This is a genomic window from Pseudomonas sp. CC120222-01a (assembly GCF_003097235.1).
In the GTDB taxonomy this organism is placed as follows: Bacteria; Pseudomonadota; Gammaproteobacteria; order Pseudomonadales; family Pseudomonadaceae; genus Aquipseudomonas.
Window position 1 is genome coordinate 14,282 of sequence record NZ_QEQQ01000033.1, and the last position, 23,368, is coordinate 37,649.

A 23,368-nucleotide genomic window follows, 5' to 3' on the forward strand; every position below is an offset into this window, starting at 1 on the left:
CCCCTACAAGCGCCAAGGTTATCTCTCATTACAGACCAAGGGGTGAAATCCTCCCCCCCGGATGAAGTACAATCGCCCCCTTTTTACTTGGCAACGAGTAGACGCCAATGATCGAACCCAAGCGCGTCCTGCGCGCCCTAGCCGAACACTGGGCCCTGATCGAGCCGCTGTGCGAGCGTTTCGACCAGGGCACCCTGAGCCTGGTGGAGCTGCGCCAGCAACTGGGCCGCCAGCAGGTGGAAAGCACGCCGCAGGACATCACCCAGCTGCTCGACGTGTGGATCCGCCTGGATATCCTGGTGCCGGTGGCCAAGAGCCCGAACCGCTTCGAGCTCAACGCCCAGATCCACGACTTCCTCGCCTACCTGCGCCGCGAGCACCGGCTGGGCCTGTGCCTGGAGATCGAGGCCTACCTGCGCCACCTGGAGCGCCTGGCCGGGCATATCCAGGATGCCTTCGACAACCGCGACAGCGACGACCTGGCGCGCCAGCTGCGCCTGCTCGACATGCGCGTGCGCGACGTACTGAAGAAGCTCGACAACGACGAGCAGGCGCTGGTGGCCGTGGCCGAACGGGCCAAGACCAGCAACCGCCAGATCCCGCTGCGCCAGCGTTACGCCGAAGTACTGGCAACCTGGGACGAGTACGTCGAGCCGATGATCCAGTTGGTGAACGCCGACGGCGCCTTCGAGCAAGGCGTGCGCAAGGTCGAGACCGTGCTGCTGAAGCTGCTCGGCGAACAGGCGCGACTCGGCCACCTGGTCGATGACGACATGCTGCTGCGCACCCACGCACGCATCCTGGAAATGCAGACCAGCGCCCAGCTGACCCTGCGCCACGCCCGCGAACTGCTGCTGCCGCTGCGTGAAGAAGCGCGCCGGCACAACGCCGTAACTCGCGGCGCGGCCCTGGCCCTGTCGGTGATCCGGCGCAAAGGCATCGACGCCGTGCCGCAGGCGGCCATGCCGCTGTTCACCCGCCCGCAAAGCACCTTCCTCGGCAGCGCCAGCCAGGTCGAGGCCTACGTCTATGCCCTGGCGCGCTTCGAGCCGAAACCGGCCAAGTTCCCCAAGGCGCACAAGACCCAGAAAGGCCCGCTGCCGCGTGCGCCACGCACGGTCAAAGAGATGCTCGAGCGCTGCGAAGACGCCCTGCCCCTGCCCGACCTCATGGTCTGGCTGCTGGACCAGGAGCCCGAAGGCGCCACCGACGAATTGCTGTACTGGTTCTCGCGCCTGTCGCGAGAGAAGCGCTTCAAGCGCGAACGCCTGGAACGGCGCGAGTACACCACCCACGAACACCTGGTCAGCCTGCGCTCCTTCGCCCTGACGTCCAGCCGCGAAGCGCAACCTGAAACCAACGCGAGCCCAGCCAATGCATCTTGATCTTTCCGAACTGTCCCAGCTCGCGCCGATCTTCCGCGAGCTGTTCAAGGGCTTCCACGTCAGCCGCCGCGATCCTGAAATGTACGCCCAGCTGTCGAACTTCCAGGACCAGTACCGCACCCTGTTCAAGGCCCTGGGCTTCGAGCTGGTGTGCGACACCCGCGGCTTCTACTACTTCGTCCCCGAACAGGCCGCCGCGCAGGTCAACAAGACCGCCCAGCGCCTGTCGCTGTTCACCTTCATCATCGTCGAGCACCTGGCCGACCAGGGCCGCGACCCGATGGCCGTGCTCGACGGCGGCAGCATCGGCCGCGACGAGCTGCCCTCGCTGCTGGACAAGTACCGTGACCTGTTCCTGCAGGCCGAAGTGCAGACCGTCGACGAGCTGGAAGAAAAGATCATGCGCCGCATGACCCAGCTCGGTTTCGCCCATGAAGAAGGCGGCATCTACCGCTTCTTGCCGCCGATGCACCGCTTCCTCGACGTGTGCCTGTCGGTGCAGCAAGACCGCGACCTGGCCGCCAGCCTGCACAGCGACCTGCCACTGCCGACCCCGGTACTGGTGGAAGAAGAAAGCCCGGAACAACTCAACCGCACCGACGACCCACTCGACCTCACCCCGTTCGACGGCGAGGAAAGCGAAGAGGACGCCCTGGCCCGGGCCATCCGCGAAGAGCAACAGGAGATTGACGCATGAGCCAGGAACGCTACGGCATCCGCCGCTTCGCATTGCTCAACACCGCCGGCTACAGCCTCGGCCTGTTCCCGCTGGAGCACCCGCTGTCGGTGTACGGCGCCAACAACCTGGGTAAATCGGCGTCGATCAACGCCCTGCAGTTCCCGATCCTGGCGCGCATGTCCGACATGAGCTTCGGCAAGTACAGCCTGGAGCAGTCGCGCCGCTTCTACTTCGCCAGCGACACCTCGTACATCCTCTGCGAACTGAACCTGCCCCACGGCCCGCACGTGATCGGCGTGGTCGGCCGCGGCCCGGGCGGCGGTTTCGGCCACCAGTTCTTCGCCTACAAGGGCGAGCTGGACCTGGCCCACTACCAGAAGAACGACACCTGCCTGCGCCAGAAAGAGCTGTTCACCAACCTCGAGCGCCTGGGCCTGAAGGCCTACGAGCTCAAGCCCGATGAACTGCGCAGGCTGCTGGTCGGCGGCCATACCTCGTGCCCGCTGGACCTCACCCTGATCCCGCTGCGCTCCACCAGCGAGCAGAGCCTGAAAACCTTCCGCGCGCTGTTCATCAACCTGCTGCACATGCGCGAGATCACCGCCGCCAAACTCAAGCAGCTGTTCCTCGATGCCTTCGAGCACAGCCTGCGCTCGGGCAGCGTCGACTACATCGCCGCCTGCGAAGAGGCCTTCCGCGACGTGCGCCGCATGGAGCAGGACTACAACGCCCTGGTCGCAGCCGGCCCGCTGGTCGAGGCCCTGGCCGGTGGCGTGGCCCAGCGCGACATCCTGCGCGGCAAGTTGCACCGCCTTTCGCCGTTGCTCGACAACCTGCTGGGCACCTGGCAGGAATACGCCATGGCGCGCAAGGAAGAGCTGGTGATCCAGGCCGAGCACTTCCGTGGCGAGCAGGACCGCCTGCAGAACGACCAGCGCGGCGGCACCCAGGAGCTGATGCGCCTGGAACGTGAAATCACCGGTATCCAGCGCTGGCTCGGCGAACTGTCGGTGCTCAAGCACCGCTTCGCCCTGGTCGATGACGTCAAGGTGCTGGAGCAGGGCCTGCTGGCTGCCAAGGACGCCCACGACGAACTGGCCGGCGCCCTGGCGCAGTCGCGCCAGTTCAGCGCCGAAGACCTCGACGAGCGCGTGCGCGACCTGGAAAAACGCCTGAAGCAGGTCAAGCAGCAGCTCGACCACGCCGACAACAACAGCTACGCCCGCCTGCGCGAAGAGTTCTCGCAGCAGGACGTCGACCGCCTGATGCGCCTGTTCAACGGCGCGCTGTTCAGCCTGCCGCTGGGCGACCGCGGCATCGAGCTGGATGACAGCGACCTGTGGGTGAAATCCCTCGAAGCAGTGCTCGATAGCTTCAAGGGCGAGCGTTTCGAAGCCCCTGGCCTGTCCATCGACCTCTCCAACATCGACCCACCGGCCCTGCAGGCCCTGGCCGACCGCGCAGCCCTGCGCGACCAGAAGGAGCGTCTGGAAAAGGAGCTCAAGCAGCTCAAGACCCAGCAGCAGGTCGCCGCCGACCGCACCGCTTCCAAGGCGCAGACAGAAGCCCTGTACCAGGAAGTGCTGGACGCCCAGAAGGCCCTGGAAGACTTCCGCCGCAGCGAAACCCTGAGCGCCGAAGAGCCCGAGAAGATGGAGCAACTGGCGCAGCTGGAAGCCGCCCAGGACGAGCTCAAGCGCTCCAGCGACGCCTTCACCGAGCGCGTCCAGCAACTGTCGGCCAAGCTGCAGCTGGTCGGCCGCCAGATCGGCGACCTCGAAGCCAAGCAGCGCACCCTGGAAGACGCCCTGCGTCGCCGCCAGCTGCTGCCGGCCGACCTGCCCTACGGCACGCCGTTCATGGAAGCGGTCGACGACTCCATGGACAACCTGCTGCCGATGCTCAACGACTACCAGGACAGCTGGCAGGCCCTGCAACGCGTCGACAACCAGATCGAGGCGCTGTACGCCCAGGTGCGCCTCAAGGGCGTGGCCAAGTTCGACAGCGAAGACGACATGGAGCGCCGCCTGCAACTGCTGGTGAACGCCTATGCACACCGCACCGACGAGGCCCTGACCCTGGCCAAGGCGCGCCGCGCTGCGGTCACCGACATCGCCCGGACCCTGCGCAACATCCGCAGCGACTACGACAGCCTCGAGCACCAACTGGCCCTGTTCAACCGCGAGATCAACAAGCGCCAGGTGTCCAACCTGGAGAGCTTCCGCGTGGTACTGGCGCCGAACAAGGAAGCGCTCAAGCACATCGACCAGATCATCCACAGCGCAGGCCAATACGAAGAGGGCGAGACCCTGTCGGTGTTCGACCTGACCCAGAGCGCCGAGCAGGACAACAAGAACGAAGAGGCCAAGGAGTACCTGGCACGGCTGGTGGCTGCAAACCACAACCAGCTGGGCCTGAAGGACCTGTTCGAGCTGGCGTTCGAGATCACCAAGGTCAACGGCCAGCCGATCATCCACGCCGACATCGACGGCGCGGCGTCCAACGGCACCACCATGACCATCAAGGCGCTGACCAACATGTACCTGTTGCTGCACCTGATGGACCGCGACCTGGCCGGGCGCATTCGCCTGCCGTACTACCTCGACGAGGCAGCGGACATCGACGAACGCAACCAGGCGGCGCTGCTGGAGACCAGCCTGCAGCTGGGCTTCGTGCCGATTCTGGCGAGCGTGAAGCCGCAGGTGTCGGCGCGCGTGGCGATCGACCTGGAAGGTGGCAGCGGGCCGAATGGCATCTACATCGACGAGGCGGACTGGAAGTACATCAGCCGGCTGGATGAGGTGAAGGCGATTGTGCGGGAGGATCAGGCCGAAGAGTTGGCCTGATGTGGTTGGGGCCGCTCCCACAAAGGTCCTGCGTACGCCGGCCAATGTGGGAGCGGCCTTGTGTCGCGAAAGGAGGCCGAAGGCCTCCCGGCGATCTACCTGGCTATCAATGAGCCCAAGGCAGGATCGGAATCGCAGTCACCGCATTCTGCGGGCTGCCTTCGATCATGCGGTCGCTATACACCAGATACACCAGCGTATTGCGCTTCTTGTCGAGGAAGCGCACCACCTGCATGGTCTTGAACACCAGCGAGGTGCGCTCCTTGAACACTTCCTCACCGTCCTTCAAGTCACCCTTGAAGTTGATCGGCCCGACCTGACGGCAGGCAATCGAAGCCTCCGCCCGATCTTCCGCCAACCCCAAACCACCCTTCACGCCGCCAGTCTTGGCCCGCGACAGGTAGCAGGTCACACCCTCGACCTTGGGGTCATCGAACGCCTCGACCACGATGCGATCGTTCGGTCCGAGGAACTTGAACACGGTGGACACCTGGCCAATCTCCTCGGCCCCGGCCAGCATTGGCAGGGCAAAGACGGTCAGGGCGAGCGCCCGCTTGAGCAGCTTCATACCAGCACCAGGTTGTCGCGGTGCACCAGCTCCGGCTCGGCGATATAGCCCAGCACGGCCTCGATCTGATCGGACGGCTGGCCGATGATCTTCTGCGCTTCCAGCGCGCTGTAGTTCGCCAGGCCACGGGCCACCTCGACGCCATCCGGGCCGACGCAGACCACCATCTCGCCACGGCGGAAGCTGCCCTGCACGGTCTTCACGCCGACCGGCAGCAGGCTCTTGTTCGCCTCACGCAGCGCCTGCACGGCGCCCGCGTCGAGCACCAGGGTGCCACGGGTCTGCAGGTGGCCAGCCAGCCACTGCTTGCGCGCCGCCAGCATGCCGCGCTCGGGCGACAGCAGCGTGCCCAGGCGTTCACCGGCCTTCAGGCGGTCCAGCACGCGCTCGATACGGCCACCGATGATGATCGTGTGGGCGCCGGAACGGGCTGCCAGGCGCGCGGCGCGCAGCTTGGTCTGCATGCCGCCACGGCCCAGGGCACCGCCGGTACCACCGGCCACGGCGTCCAGCGACGGGTCGTCGGCGCGGGCTTCGTAGATCAGCTGGGCTTCGGGGTTGTTGCGCGGGTCGGCGTCGAACATGCCGTCGCGGTCGGTGAGGATCACCAGCAGGTCGGCTTCCACCAGATTGGCCACCAGCGCGGCCAGGGTGTCGTTGTCGCCGAAGCGGATCTCGTCGGTGACCACGGTGTCGTTCTCGTTGATCACCGGCACCACGCCCAGGTCAACCAGGGTACGCAGGGTGCTGCGGGCGTTCAGGTAACGCTTGCGGTCGGACAGGTCATCGTGGGTCAGGAGGATCTGCGCGGTGTGCTTGCCGTGCTCGCCGAAGCTCGTTTCCCAGGCCTGCACCAGGCGCATCTGGCCGATCGAGGCAGCCGCCTGCAACTCGTTCATCGCACTCGGTCGCGAAGTCCAGCCCAGCTGGCTCATGCCGGCAGCCACGGCCCCGGAGGAGACCAGTACCAACTCCACGCCTGCTTCACGCAGCGCGACCATCTGCTCGACCCATACGGCCATGGCACCGCGGTCGAGGCCCTTGCCATCGGCGGTCAGCAGGGCACTGCCAATCTTCACGACCCAGCGCTTGGCGCCCGTCACCTTGCTTCGCATCTTCTTCCAACCTATGTCGAATCTGTAGATACCGTGGATACAAAAACGCCGCTCCTGAGAGCGGCGTTTAGTGTACTGCAACCGATCAGTCGCGCACGTAAATGATTTCCGGGCCGTCTTCGTCGTCCTCGAAATCATCATCCCAGCCATCGTCGTCGTCGCCGATGTCGTGCACGCTCTTGACGCCGGTGCGACGCAGGGTGCGGGCGTCGTCCAGGGCCTGCAGCTGGGCGCGGGCTTCGTCTTCGATGCGCTGGTCGAGGTCGGCCAGCTCTTCGGCGTAGGCCGGGTCGTTGGCCAGGCGGTCGGCGCGGTCTTCGAGGTAGCGCATCAGGTCGTGGCTGAGCTTGTCGGTGCCCTGCTTGGAGATGGCCGAGATCACGTAGACCGGGCCTTCCCATTCCAGGCGGTCGATCACTTCCTGCACGCGCTCATCGCGCTCGTCGTCCATGACCATGTCCGACTTGTTCAGCACCAGCCAGCGCTCACGCTCGGCCAGCGACGGGCTGAAGCGGGTCAGCTCATTGACAATGACTTCGGCGGCATCGGCCGGGCTGCTTTCGTCCAGCGGCGCGATGTCGACCAGGTGCAGCAGCACGCGGGTACGCGCCAGGTGCTTGAGGAAGCGGATACCCAGGCCGGCACCGTCGGAAGCACCTTCGATCAGGCCGGGGATGTCGGCGATGACGAAGCTCTTCCAGCGGTCAACGCTGACCACGCCCAGGTTCGGCACCAGGGTGGTGAACGGGTAGTCGGCGACTTTCGGCTTGGCCGCCGAAACCGAGCGGATGAAGGTGCTCTTGCCGGCGTTTGGCAGGCCCAGCAGGCCAACGTCGGCCAATACCTTCATTTCCATCTTCAGGTCGCGCTGGTCACCCGGCTTGCCTGGAGTGGTCTGGCGTGGCGCACGGTTGGTACTGGACTTGAAACGGGTGTTACCCAGGCCGTGCCAGCCGCCCTGGGCGACCATCAGCTTCTGGCCGGGGGTGATCAGGTCGCCGATCACTTCCTGGGTCGAGGCGTCGATCACGGTGGTGCCGACTGGCACGCGCAGGAACAGGTCTTCACCCTTCTTGCCGGTGCAGTCGGTGCTGCCGCCGTTGGAGCCGCGCTGGGCTTCGTGGTGACGGGTGTAGCGGTAGTCGACCAGGGTGTTGAGGTTTTCGTCGGCCACCATGTACACCGAACCACCGTCACCACCGTCGCCGCCGTTGGGGCCGCCGTTCTCGATGAACTTTTCGCGGCGGAAGCTCATGCAACCGTTACCGCCGTCACCGGCTTTGACCCGAATGGATACTTCGTCAACAAACTTCATTGAAAACCGCCTCTCGCCTGCGGGCGAGTTGAATACTGAAAAACCTGAGGCTCTTGCAAAAATGAGCGCGGCGGCCCCGTACGACCGTAGAAACCCACGCCGGCAGCCCAAACAAACAGCTTTGCAAGAGGCTCACCACAAACGAAAAAGCCCCGTCGCATGACGGGGCTTCTGGAGCGACGTCGCGATTAGGCGGCGACGATGCTCACGTAACGGCGCATGAACTCGCCTTTCTTCTCGAACTTGATCACGCCTTCGATCTTGGCGAACAAGGTGTGATCCTTGCCCATGCCAACGCCGTAGCCAGCGTGGAATTCGGTGCCGCGCTGACGGACGATGATGTTGCCTGGCTTGATAACCTGGCCGCCATACATCTTCACGCCAAGGCGTTTAGATTCTGAGTCGCGACCGTTACGAGTACTACCACCAGCCTTCTTGTGAGCCATGGTTCAATTCTCCAAATAAATTCAGGGGACCGAGGCGATTAAGCCTGGATACCGGTGATTTTGATCTCGGTGAACCACTGGCGGTGGCCCATACGCTTCATGTGGTGCTTACGACGACGGAACTTGATGATGCGAACCTTGTCGTGACGGCCTTGCGAAACGACTTCGGCAACCACTTTAGCGCCGGCGACGACTGGTGCGCCGATGGTGACTTCTTCACCGTTGGCAACCAGCAGGACGCGATCGAAGGTCACGGATTCGCCAGTGGCGACTTCCAGTTTTTCGATCTTGAGGAATTCACCTTCAGCGACTTTGTACTGCTTGCCGCCGGTAACGATTACTGCGTAAGACATGGTATTTCTCCGATAATCCTGCTCACCCAGCGCTTTATAGGATAAGTATTGGCTGGCATGGCTGCATGGGGCTGGAACGGCCCTGTGCAATTGCGTAAGGCAGGTGCTGCCCAGGAAGTTAGGGTGCGCGATTGTACGCAACCGCGGTTTTGCTTGCAAGTCCCGCCCCCGGCCTGCGGGCACCGCGCCTTGACACACCGGGACCCGCGACCTAGCATGCCGCGCAACCTCACTGGAGCAGCCGATGCAACCCCAAACCTTCTACCGCGCGGTAGCTGAAGACTTCAGCGCCGTCGACGAGATCATCAAGAAGCAGCTGACCTCGCGCGTGCCGCTGGTATCGAAGATCGGCGACTATATCACGTCCGCCGGCGGCAAGCGTCTGCGTCCGCTGCTGGTGCTGCTGTGCGGCAAGGCCCTGGGCCGTGAAGGCGACGACCTGCGCCTGCTGGCCGCGACCATCGAGTTCCTGCACACCGCCACCCTGCTGCACGACGACGTGGTCGACATGTCCGGCATGCGCCGTGGCCGTTCCACCGCCAACGCCCTGTGGGGCAACGCGCCGAGCGTGCTGGTGGGCGACTTCCTCTATTCGCGTTCGTTCGAGATGATGGTCGAACTCGGCTCGATGCCGGTCATGCAGATCCTCTCCAAGGCCACCCGGGTGATCGCCGAAGGTGAAGTGCTGCAGCTGTCGCGGGTACGCGACGCCAGCACCACCGAAGAGGTCTACATGGACGTCATCCGCGGCAAGACCGCGATGCTGTTCGAAGCCTCGACCCACAGCGCCGCAGCACTGGCCGAAGCCAGCGAAGCGCAGCGCGAAGCCCTGCGCACCTTCGGTGACCACCTGGGCGTGGCCTTCCAGCTGGTCGACGACCTGCTCGACTACGAAGGCGATGCCGAGGCCCTGGGCAAGAACGTCGGCGACGACCTGGCCGAAGGCAAGCCGACCCTGCCGCTGATCTACACCATGCGTGAAGGTACGCCGGAGCAGGCTGCACTGGTGCGCAAGGCGATCCAGAAGGGTGGCCTGGAAGACCTGGAGCAGATTCGCGAGGCTGTCGAAGCCTCGGGCGCACTGAAGTACACCGCCGAACTGGCGCGTGACTACGTCAAGCGTGCCATCGAGTGCCTGGAAGTGCTGCCAGCCAGTGAATACCGGGATGCGCTGGTTGAACTGAGCGAGTTTGCTGTCGCGCGTACTCACTGATCAGACCCAGTCGCCTTCATTCGCGGCGCTTCGGCGCCGCGAATGCATTTGTCCGGACAAAAATACTTCTCCCGCTAGACCTTATACAATATGGGCCTTTAACCGCCTGTCTGTTTAAGGAACCGAAGTGAGCACTCTGCCACCCTGCCCCAAATGCAACTCCGAATACACCTACGAGGATGGCACCCAGCTGGTCTGCCCCGAGTGCGCCCACGAGTGGTCGGCCAGCGGCGAAGCCGAAGCGGCCAGCGATGACGTGGTGAAGAAGGACTCGGTCGGCAACGTCCTGCAGGACGGCGACACCGTTACCGTGATCAAGGACCTCAAGGTCAAGGGCTCGTCCCTGGTGGTCAAGGTCGGTACCAAGGTCAAGAACATCCGCCTGTGCGACGGCGACCACGACATCGACTGCAAGATCGACGGCATCGGCGCCATGAAGCTGAAGTCGGAATTCGTGCGTAAGGTCTGATTACAAATTCTGCCAATTGGCGCTTGCTATTCTGATAATAAGAATTATTCTCATTGGAACCGCTTTCCAAGGAGAATAGCCATGACTTATCTGATCGACGCCTGGCTGGACCGCCCCCACCCCTATCTGCGCATCCTCCACCGGGAAACCGGTGAGGTGTGCGCAGTGCTCGAAGAAGAAGCACTGGACGAGCTGCGCGACCAGGGTGACCTGGATCTGTACGGGTTGAATTCGAGTGAGCCGGTAGTGCTCAAGGAGCTGGTGCGCAACCTGTTTCTGTTCTGCTATGCACGGGCCTTGCGCCCTGGGGGAACAGACTGGAATTGAGGCCGGCTGCGCCGGCCTCAACGGCATTACAGAACGTCGAGCAGCTCGACGTCGAACACCAGGGTGCTGTGCGGCGGGATGCTGCCAACGCCTTGCGCGCCGTAGGCCAGCTCGCTCGGCACGTACAGGCGCCATTTGCTGCCGGCGTTCATCAGTTGCAGGGCTTCGGTCCAGCCAGCGATCACGCCGCCAACCGGGAATTCAGCCGGCTGGCCACGGTCGTAGGAGCTGTCGAACACAGTGCCGTCGATCAGGGTGCCGTGGTAGTGGGTGCGCACGTTGCTTTCGCGGGTCGGCTTGGCGCCTTCACCTGCGGTCAGCACTTCGAACTGCAGGCCCGAAGCCAGGGTAGTGATGCCTTCACGCTTGGCGTTTTCGACCAGGAATTCCTTGCCAGCGGCAGCGGCGGCTTCAGCCTTGGCAGCTGCTTCGGCTTGCATCACTTCACGGATGACCTTGAAGCTGGCCGACAGGTCGGCTTCGCTGACACGGCTTTCGGCGCCGCTGAAAGCGTCGGTCAGGCCGGCCAGGATGGCTTCCAGGCTCACGCCTGGTGGCGGGTTGTCGCGCAGCTGGCCGCCCAGTTGGCGGCCAATGCCGTAGCTGACGCGGGTTTCGTCGGTGGACAGGTTGAGTTCGGACATTGTCGTGCTCCACGGCAGGGCGCAGTGCAGCCGCGCCCTTGATGAAAAGGGCGAGCAGCCTAGCACACTGGGGCGCCGCGAGCAGCTACCAGGCCGAACGCTGGGAAATCGGCACCTTCAGGTCTTCTTCCGGGTGCGTGCCCATGCCGCACATTTCATCCTGCACCGACCAGTGCACGAGGTTCATCGACACCATCGGGATGGTCTGCAGCAACTTGCGCGCATCCTCCACCGAGTGCACGCGCAAGCGCTCACCGCGGGTATCGGACAGGGGATGGGGATGGCCTTTGACCCGGGCCTCGATCAGGTAGTCGCCGCCTTCAATGGCAATCAGGTTCAGTTCGTCGACATGGCCGGCCCTGGCCTCGGAGTTGAGCTGCTGCAGGTTCATGAGAGCACCTCGCTTTGGGAACCACGCATGAGTGCTCATTTTTTGTACGGACCGGCTTAAAGCACAAGCCATAAACGCCACCGCCCGTCCGTTTTGCAACGGCCGGGCGGTGTGAAAGGCAACCGGACTCAGTGCTTGGTCAGCTTGTCCAGGTAGCCCATGCAGAAGGCCGAGACCACGAAGGTCATGTGGATGATCACGTACCACATCAGGTAGTCGGTGGAGATGTTCTGCGCGTCCATGAACACCCGCAGCAGGTGGATGGACGAAATCGCCACGATCGACGCGGCTACCTTCATCTTCAGCGACGAAGAATCCATCTTGCCCAGCCAGTTGAGTTTTTCCTTGCTCTCGTCGATGTCCAGCTGCGAGACGAAGTTCTCGTAGCCGGAAATCATCACCATCACCAACAGGCCGCCAACCAGCGACATGTCGATCAGCGACAGGATGACCAGGATCAGGTCGGCTTCACTGAGGGCGAAGACGTTGGGCAGGACGTGGACAACTTCCTGGAAGAACTTCAGCGCCAGGGCCAGCAGGCCGAGGGACAGGCCGAAGTAGATGGGTGCGAGCAGCCAGCGCGAGGCATACATCGCGTTTTCGAGAATACGTTCCATGGAGGGTTTGGGACTCGTCAGGTGACTGGAAAATCGGCCGCGAGTATAGCCAGCCACCTGTGACAGCAAAAGCCTGCGGCCAGATGCCGCACTTCTCGGTGTGTATGCTCAGGTTTCAGGGTGGAACTGGTAATCCCCCAGGTTGCGGCAGCGTTCACCGTTGATCCGCCGCAGCTGAGCCTGCAGATGCAGGCACCAGATCTGTGGATCTTCGGCCACCTGATACCCGTGCAGGGTGAGGCTGTCGACGATGGCATTGAGCACGGATTCGGCCACCATCGGCCCGTGGAAAGGCCCCTGGGCCTTGATCGCCGAGGGTTGTTCACCGGCCATGCCGGCGGCGAACAGCAAGGTCCACATGCCGTTATCGCCGGCCAGCGGACGAATGCTGCATTCAATGCGGGTCACCAGGCCCAGGCACTGGCGAGTAAGGCTGAGGTTGCGCATGGCCGCGTCCCCTCCAATGAGCCCTGTTCAGCCTGAAAACCCAGGCTGTTTCCATCCTGAACCCTGATACCGTCCTTAAGTTCCAGCATAGAAGAACAGTACAGAAAGATGGAAAACCGGCGCTGAACGGTAGCACATGGCCGCCAGCGCCGATTTATTGACTCAGGCCGGTTTGGCCTGGGCAATCACCTCTTCCAGGCGTTCCTTTTCTGCCTTCTCGACCTCTTCCTCGCTGATCATCTCGGCGATCTCGCGCAGGCGCTCCACCACCCGGGCATTGACGCTGCCTTCGGTGAAGACGCCTTCATCGTTGAGTTCGCCCGCGTCCTCGCCCACCAGCAGGCTCAGCGCCTCGTCAGCCTGGCTCACGGCATAGACGTGGAACATGCCGTTCTCCACCGCCTGCAGCACGCGCTCGTCGAGCATCAGCGTGGCAACGTTGGCACGCGGGATGATCACCCCCTGCTCGCCGGTCAGGCCACGTGCCTCGCAGAGGCGGAAGAAGCCCTCGATCTTCTCGTTGACCCCACCCACCGCCTGCACTTCACCGAACTGGTTGATCGAGCCGGTGATGGCGAAGCACTGCTTGAGCGGTGTGCGCGACAAGGCCGAGATCAGCGTGCACGCCTCACCCAGCGAGGCACTGTCGCCATCGACATAGCCGTAGGACTGCTCCAGGGCGATGCTTGCGGAAATCGCCAGGGGGAATTCCTGGGCATAGCGGCTGCCCAGGTACCCGGTGAGGATCATCACCCCCTTGGAGTGGATCGGCTGGCCGAGGTTGACCTCGCGCTCGATGTCGACGATGCCGCTACCGCCCGGGTAGACCGTGGCGGAAATGCGTGCCGGCATGCCGAACGCCGAGTCGCCGACCTCCAACACGGTCAAGCCGTTGCACTTGCCGATGGCCGCGCCTTCGCTGTCGATCAGGATGATGCCGGCGAGCATGTCGTCGAGCACCCGCTGCGAAACACGCCCGGTGCGGGTGGCCTTGGCCTTGAGCGCACGCTCGATGTGCCCGGCATCGGTCATCTCGTCGCTGGCCAGCTGGCGGATGAAATCAGCCTCGCTGACCAGCTGGAACAGGTCACCGATGCGTGCCGACAGGCGCGACTGGTTTTCCGCCAGGCGGGCGCTGTAGGTGGCCAGGCGCGCCACGGCATCGCTGGTCAGCGGCGCCATGCCTTCTTCGTTGGTGCGGGTGCGCAGCAACTGGGCGAACTGCTCGAGGTTTTCGTCGACCATCGGCATGTCTTCGTCGAAGTCGACCAGCACGCGGAACATCTCCTGGAAGTCCGAATCGTGGTCCTGCAGCGCGTAGTACAGCTGGCGCGAGCCGATGATCACCAGCTTGATGTTCAGCGGGATCATCTGCGGTGTCAGGCTGACCGTGGCAACACGGCCCAGCTCGCCCAGCGGCGACTCCATCTTCAACTTGCGCGACTGCAGGGCGCGCTTGAGGGCGTCCCAGACGAACGGCTCGCCCAGCATCTTCTCGGCTTCGAGAATCAGGAAGCCGCCATTGGCGCGGTGCAGCGCGCCCGGGCGCAACTGCCGGTACGAGGTGTACAGCGCACCCTGGTCGGTGCTGTATTCGATGCGGCCGAACAGGTTGTCGTAGGTCGGGTGCGGCTCGAACACCACCGGCGCGCCACCATCAGCGTGGTGGCCGACCACCAGGCTCGGTGCGTACTGCTCTTCGAGCAGCTTGCGCGCAGCGGCGTCGGTCTTGCTGTCTTCAACCAGTTGCTCGACCACGGTACGCAGCAGGTTCAGCTGCACGGACTGCAGGTAGGCGCAGACGGCGGCGTTCTCGGCGTACTTTTCCGACAGTGGCGCCAGCAGCGGCTGCAAGGCCAGGGTGATGGTTTCTTCGTTGAGCTGGCGCAGTTGGTTGTTCGACTCGCGTTTCCATTGCGGCAGGCTGGCCAGCTCTTCGTTGAGGCGCTCCTCGAGCAGGGCGATGTCCTCGTGGAACTGCTCGCGAACTTCCTCAGGCAGCTGGGCGAATTCGGCTTCGTCCAGTGCCTTGCCGTCGGCCATCGGGGTGAAGGCGACGTTGCTGGCATCGCGGTACAGGGCCACGTCCTTTTCCAGCGAGGCGCGCTCGATCACATCCAGCGCACGGTCATAGCGCTGGTTGAAGGCGCGGTCGATGGCGCCCTTCTTCTGCTGGTACGACGGGTGCTCGAACACCGCAGGGAAAGTAGACAGCAGGTTGTCGATCAACCCGCCCATGTCGCTGATGAACTCGGCCGCGCTGCCGGAAGGCAGCTCCAGTGCACGTGGCTCGCGGGTGTCGTCGAAATGGTTGACGTAGAGCCAGTCGGCCGGGGTCTGCTGGCGCTTGCCCTCGGCCTTGAGGTAGCGCTTGACGAACGAGAAGCGGCCGGTGCCCGGCTCGCCCATCACATACACGTTGTAACCAGGGCGCGGCATGGCCACGCCGAACTGCAGGGCCTCGACAGCACGTTCCTGGCCCAGGACTCCGCGAAACGGCTCCAGATCGTCGGTATTGGTAAAGGCAAACTGCTCGGGTGAGAAACGCCGGGTCAGGGCTTCAGGCGCGAGACGCAGGCGCGCAGCGACAGGATCGGGCATTGGGTTTCCTTACTTCGGCGGGGCAGATACGCAGCATTCTGGCGCTGCCCGCGCGCGCCTTGCAAGGCTCCACGGGACTTTATGTCGCAGGCGGGACGCCGTCATGTACAAGCAAATTTTTCGCAATCAACGACGCAACCTTTAGAACATGCCTAAACTCCAAGCTGCGCGGGTGGGTGAAATGCTTTCCCGACCTGGCAACCGCGTTGCCAGATAACCCTGACCCTTGGTTAAGACAAAGAGAACAATGCTATGAAACGGATTCTTCTGGGTACTCTGTTCACCGTGGTCTCGCTCAACGCCCTCGCCGAAGCGCCGGGCGGCCCGAACTGCGGCTGGGGCAACATGCTGTTCGAAGGCCAGCGCGGTACGCCAGCGCACTTCCTGGCCTCCACCACCAACGGCACCTCCGGTAACGCCACCTTCGGCATGACCTCGGGCACCAACGGCTGCTCGACCAAAGCTTCGCTGACCTACGGCGGTAAATCCTGGTTTGCCATGAATGGCATGATGAACGAGCTGTCCGAAGACATGGCCATGGGCCAGGGCGAAGCCCTGACCACCTACGCCGTGGTCCTCGGTGTCGCGCCGGAAGATCGTGGCTACTTCGCCTCGGTCACCCACCAGCACTTCAACCAGATCTTCAGCAGCGCCGACGTGACTGCCGAAACTGTCCACAGCAACACTCTGGCCGTTCTGAAGAACGACCCACGCCTGGCCAAATACGCCACCGAGGCCTGAGTGCAGCTGCTCCCGCCCCGGCTTCCGGGGCGGGTTTCGCCATTTTTCGGCATCGTTAAGAAGTAGTTGCCCGACATGCTCAAACGCCTCGCTTCCCTGGCGCTGTGTGCCTGCGCCCCCGTTCATGCCATGCCCGTGCTGGACCCAGGCCGTATCCAGCAACTGGCCAACACCCCTTACTGGATTGCCCTGGGCCACTACGAAACCGCCAAGCTCGGCGGCTGGCGCAGCTATGTGGACGACGACGCCTTCTTCCTCGCCGAGGACGGCGCGCACCACCCGGACCAGGAGCTCAAGGCCACGGTCGAAGCGCTGTACGCCCCGGCGAGCCTGGGTGACAAGCACGCCCAGTGCGTATTCCCCGCACGCACCCGCTGGCTGCGTGAACAGCTCGACCTGCAAGGCCTGCCGCAGCCGGACTGCCAGGAATTCAAGACCTGGTACAAGTCGATCGACCCGCACAGCGCGGCGCTGATCTTCCCGGCGGCCTACCTGAACAGCCCCTCGTCGATGTTCGGCCATACCCTGCTGCGCATCGACCAGTCCAACACCCGCAGCGACGACACCACGCTGCTGAGTTATGCGATCAACTTTGGCGCCTACATCGAAGGCAGCGACAACAGCATCCTGTATGCCTGGAAGGGCCTGATGGGCGGCTACCCGGGCCTGTTCGCACTGATGCCCTACCAGGAAAAGCTCTCCGAGTACCGCAGCCTGGAGAACCGCGACCTGTGGGAATACCAGCTGGACCTGACGCCGGAAGAAACCGGGCGCATGGTCGAGCACGTCTGGGAGCTGAAGCAGATCCAGTTCGACTACTTCTTCTTCGACGAAAACTGCTCCTACCGCCTGTTGGAGTTGCTGCAGGTGGCCCGGCCGAGCCTGGACCTGACCTCGCAGTTCCCACTCACCGCCATTCCCACCGACACGGTCAAAGCGGTGAAGCAATCGGGCCTGGTCGCCAGCGAAACCTACCGCCCGTCACGCGAGCGCGAACTGCTGGCCCGGGCCGAGCCGCTGGATCATGACGAGAAGCGCCAGGTGCTGGCCGTCAGTGCCGATACCACGCAGCTGCAAAGCCCAGATTTCAAAGCCCTGCCCCGCGAGCGCCAGGCGCTGGTGCAGGATGCCGCATACCGCCTGGAGCGCTACCGGGCCAATGGCCAGGAGCGTGACCCCGGGCAGGCCAAGCGCAGTTTCGAGCTGCTGCGGGCGATCAACAGCAACCCGCCGCCGCCCTTGCAGATCGAGCGCCCCGGCTTGCCCGAGGACGGCCATGACTCGCGGACCTGGCAACTGGGCGTCGGCACCAGAGAGGACCGCGCCTACGCCGAATACGGCCTGCGCATGGCCTACCACGACCTCAACGACAATGCCTATGGCTTCCCGCTGGGGGCGCAGATCGAGATCCTGCAGCTCAAGGTGCGCCAGTACGAAGGCAACGACTGGCAGGTGCAGCGCCTGGACCTGGCCACCATCCGCTCGCTGACGCCGCGCAACGAGCTGCTCAAGCCTTGGTCCTGGCAGGTGGCTGGTGGCCTGGAGCGGGTGCCGGGCAAGCATGACGACGAGGTGCTGGTGAGCCATGTGAATGGCGGTGCCGGTGGCACCTGGCAACTGGCCGATGGCTTGCTGGGTTTTGCCCTGGGCACGGTGCGGGTCGAACACCACAACGACTTCGCCCAGTTCGTCGCCCCGGCGACGGGGTTCAATGGTGGGCTGCTGTGGCGCAACGGGCTGGGCAACATGACGCTGGAGGCCAAGGGCGATTACTTCACCAATGGCGAGGTGCGGCGCAGTGTAAGCCTGAACCAGCAGTGGGAAATCAGCCAGAACCTGGGGGTGAGATTGAGTGCTTCGCGCGAGTTCAGCCACCTGGCAACGGCGCAGAATGAGGTGATGCTGGAGCTCAAGTGGTATCACTATTGACGCGGCCCTTTGTGGGAGCGGCCTTGTGTCGCGAAAGGGGTGCGAAGCGCCCCCATGATTTCCGCGTTCTAGCTGATATTGCCGGGGCCGCTTTGCGGCCCTTTCCGACCGGTCCGGCGCCCCGGCAAGGCCGCTCCCACAATGATTGCGTCAAGGCAGACAGATGTGAACCAACCGACTCTTTGACACTGTTTTGACAGCTCCCCGACAAATCGCCACCTAGACTTTCCGGTATCTATCCAAGGGTCCAGGTGGTCATGTCGCGGTACTGGTTTGGTGTGTGCATTGCGTTGCTGCTGGCGGGTTGCGAAACCACCCACGATCAGATGGTCAACCACGGTTATCCCCCCGCCTACGCCGACGGCTATCAGGACGGTTGCAGCAGCGGCCGTCAGGCGGCCGGGCTGATGGTTGGCGACTTCAAGAAAGACGTGCCGCGTTACCTGCACGATCGCCACTACGAGACTGGCTGGGACGATGGTTTCCGCCAGTGCCACGCGATGCAGAACAGCGAGGAACAGCGCCAGTACCATGAGCGCTTCTGGGACGAGCGTGATCGCGAGTGGCAGCAGGAGAAAGACCAGGGCGCCGCCCGTGCCTATCGCAGCAAGTAGGTCGCAAACGGACATCCACTGAAACCACCGGCCTGCCATGCTGGTCTCCAACAGTAAGGAGGCCATTGCATGAGCCGAGCATTCGTCAACGAAGACCAGGCCGCCGCCCAGGCTGACCAGCCGGTGGAGCGGCGCGTGAGCGACCAGCCCAACTACGTCACCGCCAGCGGCCTGCGCCAGCTGCAACAGCGCGTGAGTGAGCTGAATGCCTTGCGCAGCGAGTTGCAGGCGCAGGGCGAGCGCGGTGACAAGCAGCGCCTGGCCGATACCGAGCGCGACCTGCGCTATTTCAGCGCGCGGGTGCAGAGCGCGCAGGTGGTGCCGGCGGCGACTTCACTGAGTAAGGTGCAGATTGGCAGCCGGGTCAGGTTCGTCGACGAACAGGGCCAGGAGCAGGTGGTACAGCTGGTGGGCGAGGATGAAGCGGATGCCGGGCGCGGGATGATCAACTGGGGATCGCCGCTGGGGCGGGCCTTGCTTGGGGCCGGGCCTGGGGATGAAGTGCTGTGGAGAAGGCCGGCGGGGGATCAGATGATCGAGATTATGGAGATCGGTTGAGGCCCAGGGGCTGCTTTGCAGCCCTTTCGCGACACAAGGCCGCTCCTACAGGGGACAGCGCACTTCTGTAGGAGCGGCCTTGTGTCGCGAAAGGGCCGCAAAGCGGCCCCAGCAGCCTTGGATCAGACTACGCCTTGCGCCAGCATGGCATCGGCAACCTTCACGAAGCCGGCGATGTTAGCGCCCTTCACGTAGTTGACCTTGCCATCCGCCTCTTCACCGTAATGCACACAGGCATGGTGAATCGACTGCATGATGTTGTGCAGCTTGCTGTCCACTTCACCAGCGGTCCACAGCAGGCGCATGGCGTTCTGCGACATCTCCAGCCCCGACACTGCCACACCACCGGCGTTGGAAGCCTTGCCCGGTGCGTACAGGATGCCAGCCTCGATGAACAGGTCGACCGCCGCCAGGGTGGTCGGCATGTTGGCGCCTTCGGCCACGCAGATGCAGCCGTTGCGCAGCAGGGTACGGGCGTCTTCGATGTCCAGCTCGTTCTGGGTCGCGCATGGCAGGGCGATGTCGCACGGCAGGGTCCACGGTGTCTGACCCTTGCGGAACTCCAGGCCGAACTGGCCAGCCAGCTCGCTGATACGGCCACGCTTGACGTTCTTCAGTTCCATCAGCGCGTCCCACTGGGCATCGGTCAGGCCGGCTTCGGCGTACAGGGTGCCTTCGGAGTCGGACAGCGAAATCACCTTGCCGCCCAGGTCCATGACCTTGCGCGCCGCATACTGGGCGACGTTGCCGGAACCGGAAATGGCCACACGACGGCCGTCGATGCGCAGGTCCTGGCGCTTGAGCATTTCTTCGGCGAAGTACACGCAGCCGTAGCCGGTGGCTTCAGGGCGGATCAGGCTGCCGCCATAGGTCATGCCCTTGCCGGTCAGCACCGAAGTGAACTGGTTGGCCAGGCGCTTGTACTGGCCGAACATGAAGCCGATCTCGCGGGCGCCCACGCCGATGTCACCGGCCGGTACGTCGCAGTCGGCGCCGATGTGGCGGTACAGCTCGCTCATGAAGGCCTGGCAGAAGCGCATGACTTCGGCATCGCTCTTGCCTTTCGGGTCGAAGTCCGAGCCACCTTTGCCGCCACCCATGGGCAGCGAGGTCAGGGAGTTCTTGAAGGTCTGCTCGAAAGCCAGGAACTTGAGCACGCTCAGGTTCACCGACGGGTGGAAGCGCAGGCCACCCTTGTAAGGGCCGATGGCGCTGTTCATCTGGATGCGGTAGCCGCGGTTGACCTGCACCTTGCCTTGGTCATCGACCCACGACACACGGAACAGCACTGCACGCTCCGGCTCTACGATGCGCTCGAGGATACCGGACTGCAGATAGTGCGGGTTGGCTTCGAGGAAAGGCCACAGAGTACGCAGCACTTCTTCCACAGCCTGGTGGAATTCCGGTTGGCCCGGGTCGCGTTGCTGCAGGCGTGCGAGGAAATTGTCGACAGATTCGATCATGGTAGACATCTCACCAAGAGGATTGGACTTATTGGTTTTTTCTGGAATGTACCAAGAAGCAATCGCACTGGAATAGGGCGAAATGTCGTTTTTATGAAATTATTTGGTGCGTTTTATATAAGTGTATACAAAATCACCCTCCGCGCCGCCTGCTTCGCGGGCACGCCCGCTCCCACAGGAACTTCGCAAACCTCAAGACCGGCGCTGTACCTGCGGGAGCGGGCGTGCCCGCGAATGAAGCCATCTCCACTTTCCAGACAGGCACAAAAATGGGGCCACGATGGGCCCCATTCTTGTGCATCAGGAAACCAGCTTACTGGGCCAGCTTCTTGTGCCGTACACGGTGCGGCTGGGCAGCAGCATCGCCCAGGCGCTTCTTGCGGTCAGCTTCGTACTCGGTGTAGTTGCCCTCGAAGAACACCACGTTCGAGTCGTCTTCGTACGCCAGGATGTGCGTGGCCACACGGTCCAGGAACCAACGGTCGTGGGAAATCACGATGGCGGCGCCCGGGAAGTCCAGCAGGGCTTCCTCCAGGGAACGCAGGGTCTCGACGTCGAGGTCGTTGGACGGTTCGTCGAGCAGCAGGACGTTACCGCCCTCCTTCAGGGTCAGGGCCAGGTGCAGGCGGCCACGCTCACCACCGGACAGGTCCTTGACGAACTTCTGCTGGTCGCCACCCTTGAAGTTGAAGCGGCCAACGTAGGTGCGCGACGGGATCTCGTAGCTGCCGATCTTGATCATGTCGGAACCGTCGGAAACCTGCTGGAACACGGTCTTGCTGCCGTCCAGGTCCTCGCGGCTCTGGTCGACGCAGGCCAGTTGCACGGTTTCGCCGATCTCGATGCTGCCCGAGTCCGGTTGCTCCTTGCCCATCAGCATGCGGAACAGGGTCGATTTACCGGCACCGTTACCACCGATCACGCCGACGATGGCGCCTTTCGGCATGGCGAACGACAGGTTGTCGATCAGCACGCGGTCGCCATAGCCCTTGGTGACGTTCTTGAACTCGATGACCTTGTCACCCAGGCGCGGACCGGCCGGGATGTAGATCTCGTTGGTTTCGCTGCGCTTCTGGAATTCCTGCGATTGCATTTCTTCGAAGCGCTGCAGGCGGGCCTTGGATTTGGACTGACGAGCTTTGGCGCCTTTGCGCACCCACTCCAGTTCCTCTTTCATGGCCTTCTCGTGGGCGCTCTGCTGCTTGGATTCCTGCGCCAGACGCTCCGACTTGGCTTCCAGCCAGCCCGAGTAGTTGCCTTCGTACGGAATGCCGGCGCCGCGGTCCAGTTCGAGGATCCAGCCAGCGACGTTGTCGAGGAAGTAACGGTCGTGGGTAATCGCTACCACGGTGCCCGGGAAGTCGTGCAGGAAGCGCTCCAGCCAGGCGACCGAGTCGGCATCCAGGTGGTTGGTCGGTTCGTCGAGCAGCAGCATGTCGGGGGCCGACAGCAGCAGGCGGCACAGGGCCACGCGACGCTTCTCACCACCGGACAGGTGTTCGATGCGGGCATCCCAGGCCGGCAGGCGCAGGGCGTCGGCGGCGACGTCCAGCTGGCGCTCGAGGTTGTGGCCGTCGGCGGCCTGCAGGATGGCTTCGAGCTTGGCCTGTTCGGCAGCCAGCTTGTCGAAGTCGGCGTCGGGTTCTGCGTAGGCGGCGTAGACCTCGTCCAGGCGAGCCTGGGCGTCCTTGATCACGCTGACCGCTTCCTCGACCACTTCACGCACGGACTTGTTCGGGTCCAGTTGCGGTTCCTGCGGCAGGTAACCCACGTTGATGTCGGGCATCGGACGGGCTTCGCCGTCGAATTCCTTGTCGACGCCCGCCATGATCCGCAGCAGGGTCGATTTACCGGCGCCGTTCAGGCCGAGCACGCCGATCTTGGCGCCTGGGAAGAACGACAGGGAAATGTTCTTGAGAATTTCCCGCTTCGGCGGCACGACCTTGCTCAGCCGATGCATGGTGTAGACGTATTGAGCCAAAACCAAGCCCTCTAAATAAGTAAAGACATCGACGTTCGCCCCGGCATTGAAGCCAGAGAGATGTGTTTACGGGGTTTCATTGAACAAAGTCGACCATTCTACGCCAACGCGCGGCGTTGCACAGGGTGGTCGGATGGTGGGGAGGGATCGTTGTGATCCTGACGGGCATTTATTGCCTGTGCCGGCCCTTTCGCGGCTAAAGCCGCGAAGAGGCCGGCACAGCAGCCCGAAATGGGTCAGACGTGACGCTGCTTCTTAGCCTTGCCCCGCGGCAACCGGCAACGGTCGCTCTGCTCGGCCAGGCGCGCAGCATAAGCGGCCTTGACGCTGAAGCCACTGTTGCGGGCAGGCTGCTCGGCAACCTTGGCAACCTGGGCAGGCTTGGCCGCAGCAGGCGTGCTCACAACCTGGCCAGCCGGCTTGGCCACGGCAGCCACAGGTGCCACTTCAGCCGGGGCTGCCGCCGCCTTGGCGGTCTTGCGCAGTTCAGCCAGCGATGGCGTCTTGTTTTTCGAGGCCGCAGCCGCGTCGGGTTTGACCAGCGAACGCTGGCAGGATTTGCAGGATACGTCCGCGGTCACGGCAGTGCTGACAAGGGTCTGACTGCTGCGCCCGCAGGCGGAATCGAGGCCATTGGTGGAAAAGTGAGTAACCAAAACCGAACAT

23 protein-coding genes are annotated in these 23,368 nt (G+C 63.4%); 10 read left to right on the forward strand and 13 right to left on the reverse strand.

Going from position 1 to position 23,368, the window contains the following annotated elements; all coding sequences use genetic code 11:
* Positions 1-107: 107 nt before the first annotated feature.
* Genes mksB through mksF form a run of 3 tightly spaced genes read left to right on the forward strand, consistent with a single transcriptional unit; the run spans position 108 to position 4,910 of the window.
* Positions 108-1,385 (forward strand): Mks condensin complex protein MksB, encoded by a 1,278-nt coding sequence (gene mksB, locus N430_RS27035; RefSeq protein ID WP_027918274.1) that lies wholly within the window; start codon positions 108-110, stop codon positions 1,383-1,385.
* The gene (gene mksE, locus N430_RS27040; RefSeq protein WP_027918273.1) at positions 1,375-2,082 is read left to right on the forward strand and encodes an Mks condensin complex protein MksE; all 708 of its coding nucleotides are present in this window, start codon (positions 1,375-1,377) and stop codon (positions 2,080-2,082) included. The genes mksB and mksE overlap by 11 nt, the downstream gene beginning before the upstream one ends.
* Complete coding sequence (gene mksF / locus N430_RS27045) at positions 2,079-4,910, forward strand: Mks condensin complex protein MksF (protein ID WP_110639768.1); 2,832 nt, start codon at positions 2,079-2,081, stop codon at positions 4,908-4,910. The genes mksE and mksF overlap by 4 nt, the downstream gene beginning before the upstream one ends.
* A gap of 106 nt (positions 4,911-5,016) precedes the next feature.
* On the opposite strand, the gene N430_RS27050 is transcribed toward mksF, so the two are convergent.
* The 5 genes from N430_RS27050 to rplU all read right to left on the reverse strand — a co-directional run bounded on the left by N430_RS27050 (position 5,017) and on the right by rplU (position 8,707).
* Entirely contained in the window at positions 5,017-5,478 is a 462-nt protein-coding gene (locus N430_RS27050; protein ID WP_110639767.1) for a CreA family protein, read from the reverse strand.
* Positions 5,475-6,593: a glutamate 5-kinase gene (gene proB, locus N430_RS27055; RefSeq protein WP_085673978.1), complete on the reverse strand. Its 1,119-nt coding sequence runs from the start codon at positions 6,591-6,593 to the stop codon at positions 5,475-5,477. Before proB ends, N430_RS27050 begins: the two co-directional genes overlap by 4 nt.
* 85 nt (positions 6,594-6,678) lie before the next feature.
* Positions 6,679-7,908 (reverse strand): Obg family GTPase CgtA, encoded by a 1,230-nt coding sequence (gene cgtA, locus N430_RS27060; protein ID WP_110639766.1) that lies wholly within the window; start codon positions 7,906-7,908, stop codon positions 6,679-6,681.
* Positions 7,909-8,096: 188 nt separating this feature from the next.
* Entirely contained in the window at positions 8,097-8,354 is a 258-nt protein-coding gene (rpmA, locus tag N430_RS27065) for a 50S ribosomal protein L27 (RefSeq protein WP_003247464.1), read from the reverse strand.
* A 38-nt stretch (positions 8,355-8,392) separates the two neighbouring features.
* Positions 8,393-8,707, reverse strand: coding sequence for a 50S ribosomal protein L21 (gene rplU / locus N430_RS27070; protein WP_003247466.1), 315 nt, complete (start codon positions 8,705-8,707; stop codon positions 8,393-8,395).
* A gap of 244 nt (positions 8,708-8,951) precedes the next feature.
* On the opposite strand from rplU, the gene N430_RS27075 reads away from it, so the two are divergent.
* The 3 genes from N430_RS27075 to N430_RS27085 all read left to right on the forward strand — a co-directional run bounded on the left by N430_RS27075 (position 8,952) and on the right by N430_RS27085 (position 10,716).
* Complete coding sequence (locus N430_RS27075; protein WP_110639765.1) at positions 8,952-9,920, forward strand: polyprenyl synthetase family protein; 969 nt, start codon at positions 8,952-8,954, stop codon at positions 9,918-9,920.
* Between the two features lie 127 nt (positions 9,921-10,047).
* Complete coding sequence (locus N430_RS27080) at positions 10,048-10,389, forward strand: zinc ribbon domain-containing protein YjdM (RefSeq protein ID WP_110639764.1); 342 nt, start codon at positions 10,048-10,050, stop codon at positions 10,387-10,389.
* A gap of 81 nt (positions 10,390-10,470) precedes the next feature.
* A complete protein-coding gene (locus N430_RS27085; RefSeq protein WP_060512530.1) occupies positions 10,471-10,716 on the forward strand; it encodes a hypothetical protein in 246 nt (81 codons plus the stop codon).
* Between the two features lie 26 nt (positions 10,717-10,742).
* On the opposite strand, the gene N430_RS27090 is transcribed toward N430_RS27085, so the two are convergent.
* From N430_RS27090 to N430_RS27110, 5 genes are all read right to left on the reverse strand, one after another.
* Positions 10,743-11,360: an FKBP-type peptidyl-prolyl cis-trans isomerase gene (locus N430_RS27090; RefSeq protein ID WP_110639763.1), complete on the reverse strand. Its 618-nt coding sequence runs from the start codon at positions 11,358-11,360 to the stop codon at positions 10,743-10,745.
* Positions 11,361-11,445: 85 nt separating this feature from the next.
* Positions 11,446-11,751, reverse strand: coding sequence for a DUF6482 family protein (locus N430_RS27095; RefSeq protein ID WP_110639762.1), 306 nt, complete (start codon positions 11,749-11,751; stop codon positions 11,446-11,448).
* A 128-nt stretch (positions 11,752-11,879) separates the two neighbouring features.
* Positions 11,880-12,368 carry a TIGR00645 family protein gene (locus tag N430_RS27100; RefSeq protein WP_003247486.1) on the reverse strand — a complete coding sequence of 163 codons (489 nt, stop codon included), beginning with the start codon at positions 12,366-12,368 and terminating at the stop codon, positions 11,880-11,882.
* Positions 12,369-12,476: 108 nt separating this feature from the next.
* A complete protein-coding gene (locus N430_RS27105) occupies positions 12,477-12,815 on the reverse strand; it encodes a hypothetical protein (RefSeq protein WP_085673987.1) in 339 nt (112 codons plus the stop codon).
* A gap of 162 nt (positions 12,816-12,977) precedes the next feature.
* Positions 12,978-15,416, reverse strand: coding sequence for a Lon protease family protein (locus N430_RS27110; RefSeq protein ID WP_110639761.1), 2,439 nt, complete (start codon positions 15,414-15,416; stop codon positions 12,978-12,980).
* Positions 15,417-15,668: 252 nt separating this feature from the next.
* On the opposite strand from N430_RS27110, the gene N430_RS27115 reads away from it, so the two are divergent.
* The 4 genes from N430_RS27115 (at position 15,669) to N430_RS27130 (ending at position 19,258) form a co-directional block, all read left to right on the forward strand.
* Positions 15,669-16,157, forward strand: a complete 489-nt coding sequence (locus N430_RS27115) for a DUF3015 domain-containing protein (protein WP_054887210.1) — start codon at positions 15,669-15,671, stop codon at positions 16,155-16,157.
* Positions 16,158-16,232: 75 nt separating this feature from the next.
* Positions 16,233-18,086, forward strand: coding sequence for a DUF4105 domain-containing protein (locus N430_RS27120; protein ID WP_110639760.1), 1,854 nt, complete (start codon positions 16,233-16,235; stop codon positions 18,084-18,086).
* 257 nt (positions 18,087-18,343) lie between these two features.
* Positions 18,344-18,700, forward strand: a complete 357-nt coding sequence (locus N430_RS27125; RefSeq protein ID WP_103445754.1) for a hypothetical protein — start codon at positions 18,344-18,346, stop codon at positions 18,698-18,700.
* Between the two features lie 69 nt (positions 18,701-18,769).
* Positions 18,770-19,258, forward strand: coding sequence for a GreA/GreB family elongation factor (locus N430_RS27130; RefSeq protein ID WP_110639759.1), 489 nt, complete (start codon positions 18,770-18,772; stop codon positions 19,256-19,258).
* Between the two features lie 122 nt (positions 19,259-19,380).
* On the opposite strand, the gene gdhA is transcribed toward N430_RS27130, so the two are convergent.
* The 3 genes from gdhA to N430_RS27150 all read right to left on the reverse strand — a co-directional run bounded on the left by gdhA (position 19,381) and on the right by N430_RS27150 (position 23,358).
* Positions 19,381-20,721, reverse strand: a complete 1,341-nt coding sequence (gene gdhA, locus N430_RS27140; protein WP_110639757.1) for an NADP-specific glutamate dehydrogenase — start codon at positions 20,719-20,721, stop codon at positions 19,381-19,383.
* 313 nt (positions 20,722-21,034) lie between these two features.
* Complete coding sequence (gene ettA / locus N430_RS27145; protein ID WP_110639756.1) at positions 21,035-22,702, reverse strand: energy-dependent translational throttle protein EttA; 1,668 nt, start codon at positions 22,700-22,702, stop codon at positions 21,035-21,037.
* Between the two features lie 236 nt (positions 22,703-22,938).
* Positions 22,939-23,358 carry a hypothetical protein gene (locus N430_RS27150; protein WP_110639755.1) on the reverse strand — a complete coding sequence of 140 codons (420 nt, stop codon included), beginning with the start codon at positions 23,356-23,358 and terminating at the stop codon, positions 22,939-22,941.
* Positions 23,359-23,368: the final 10 nt, after the last annotated feature.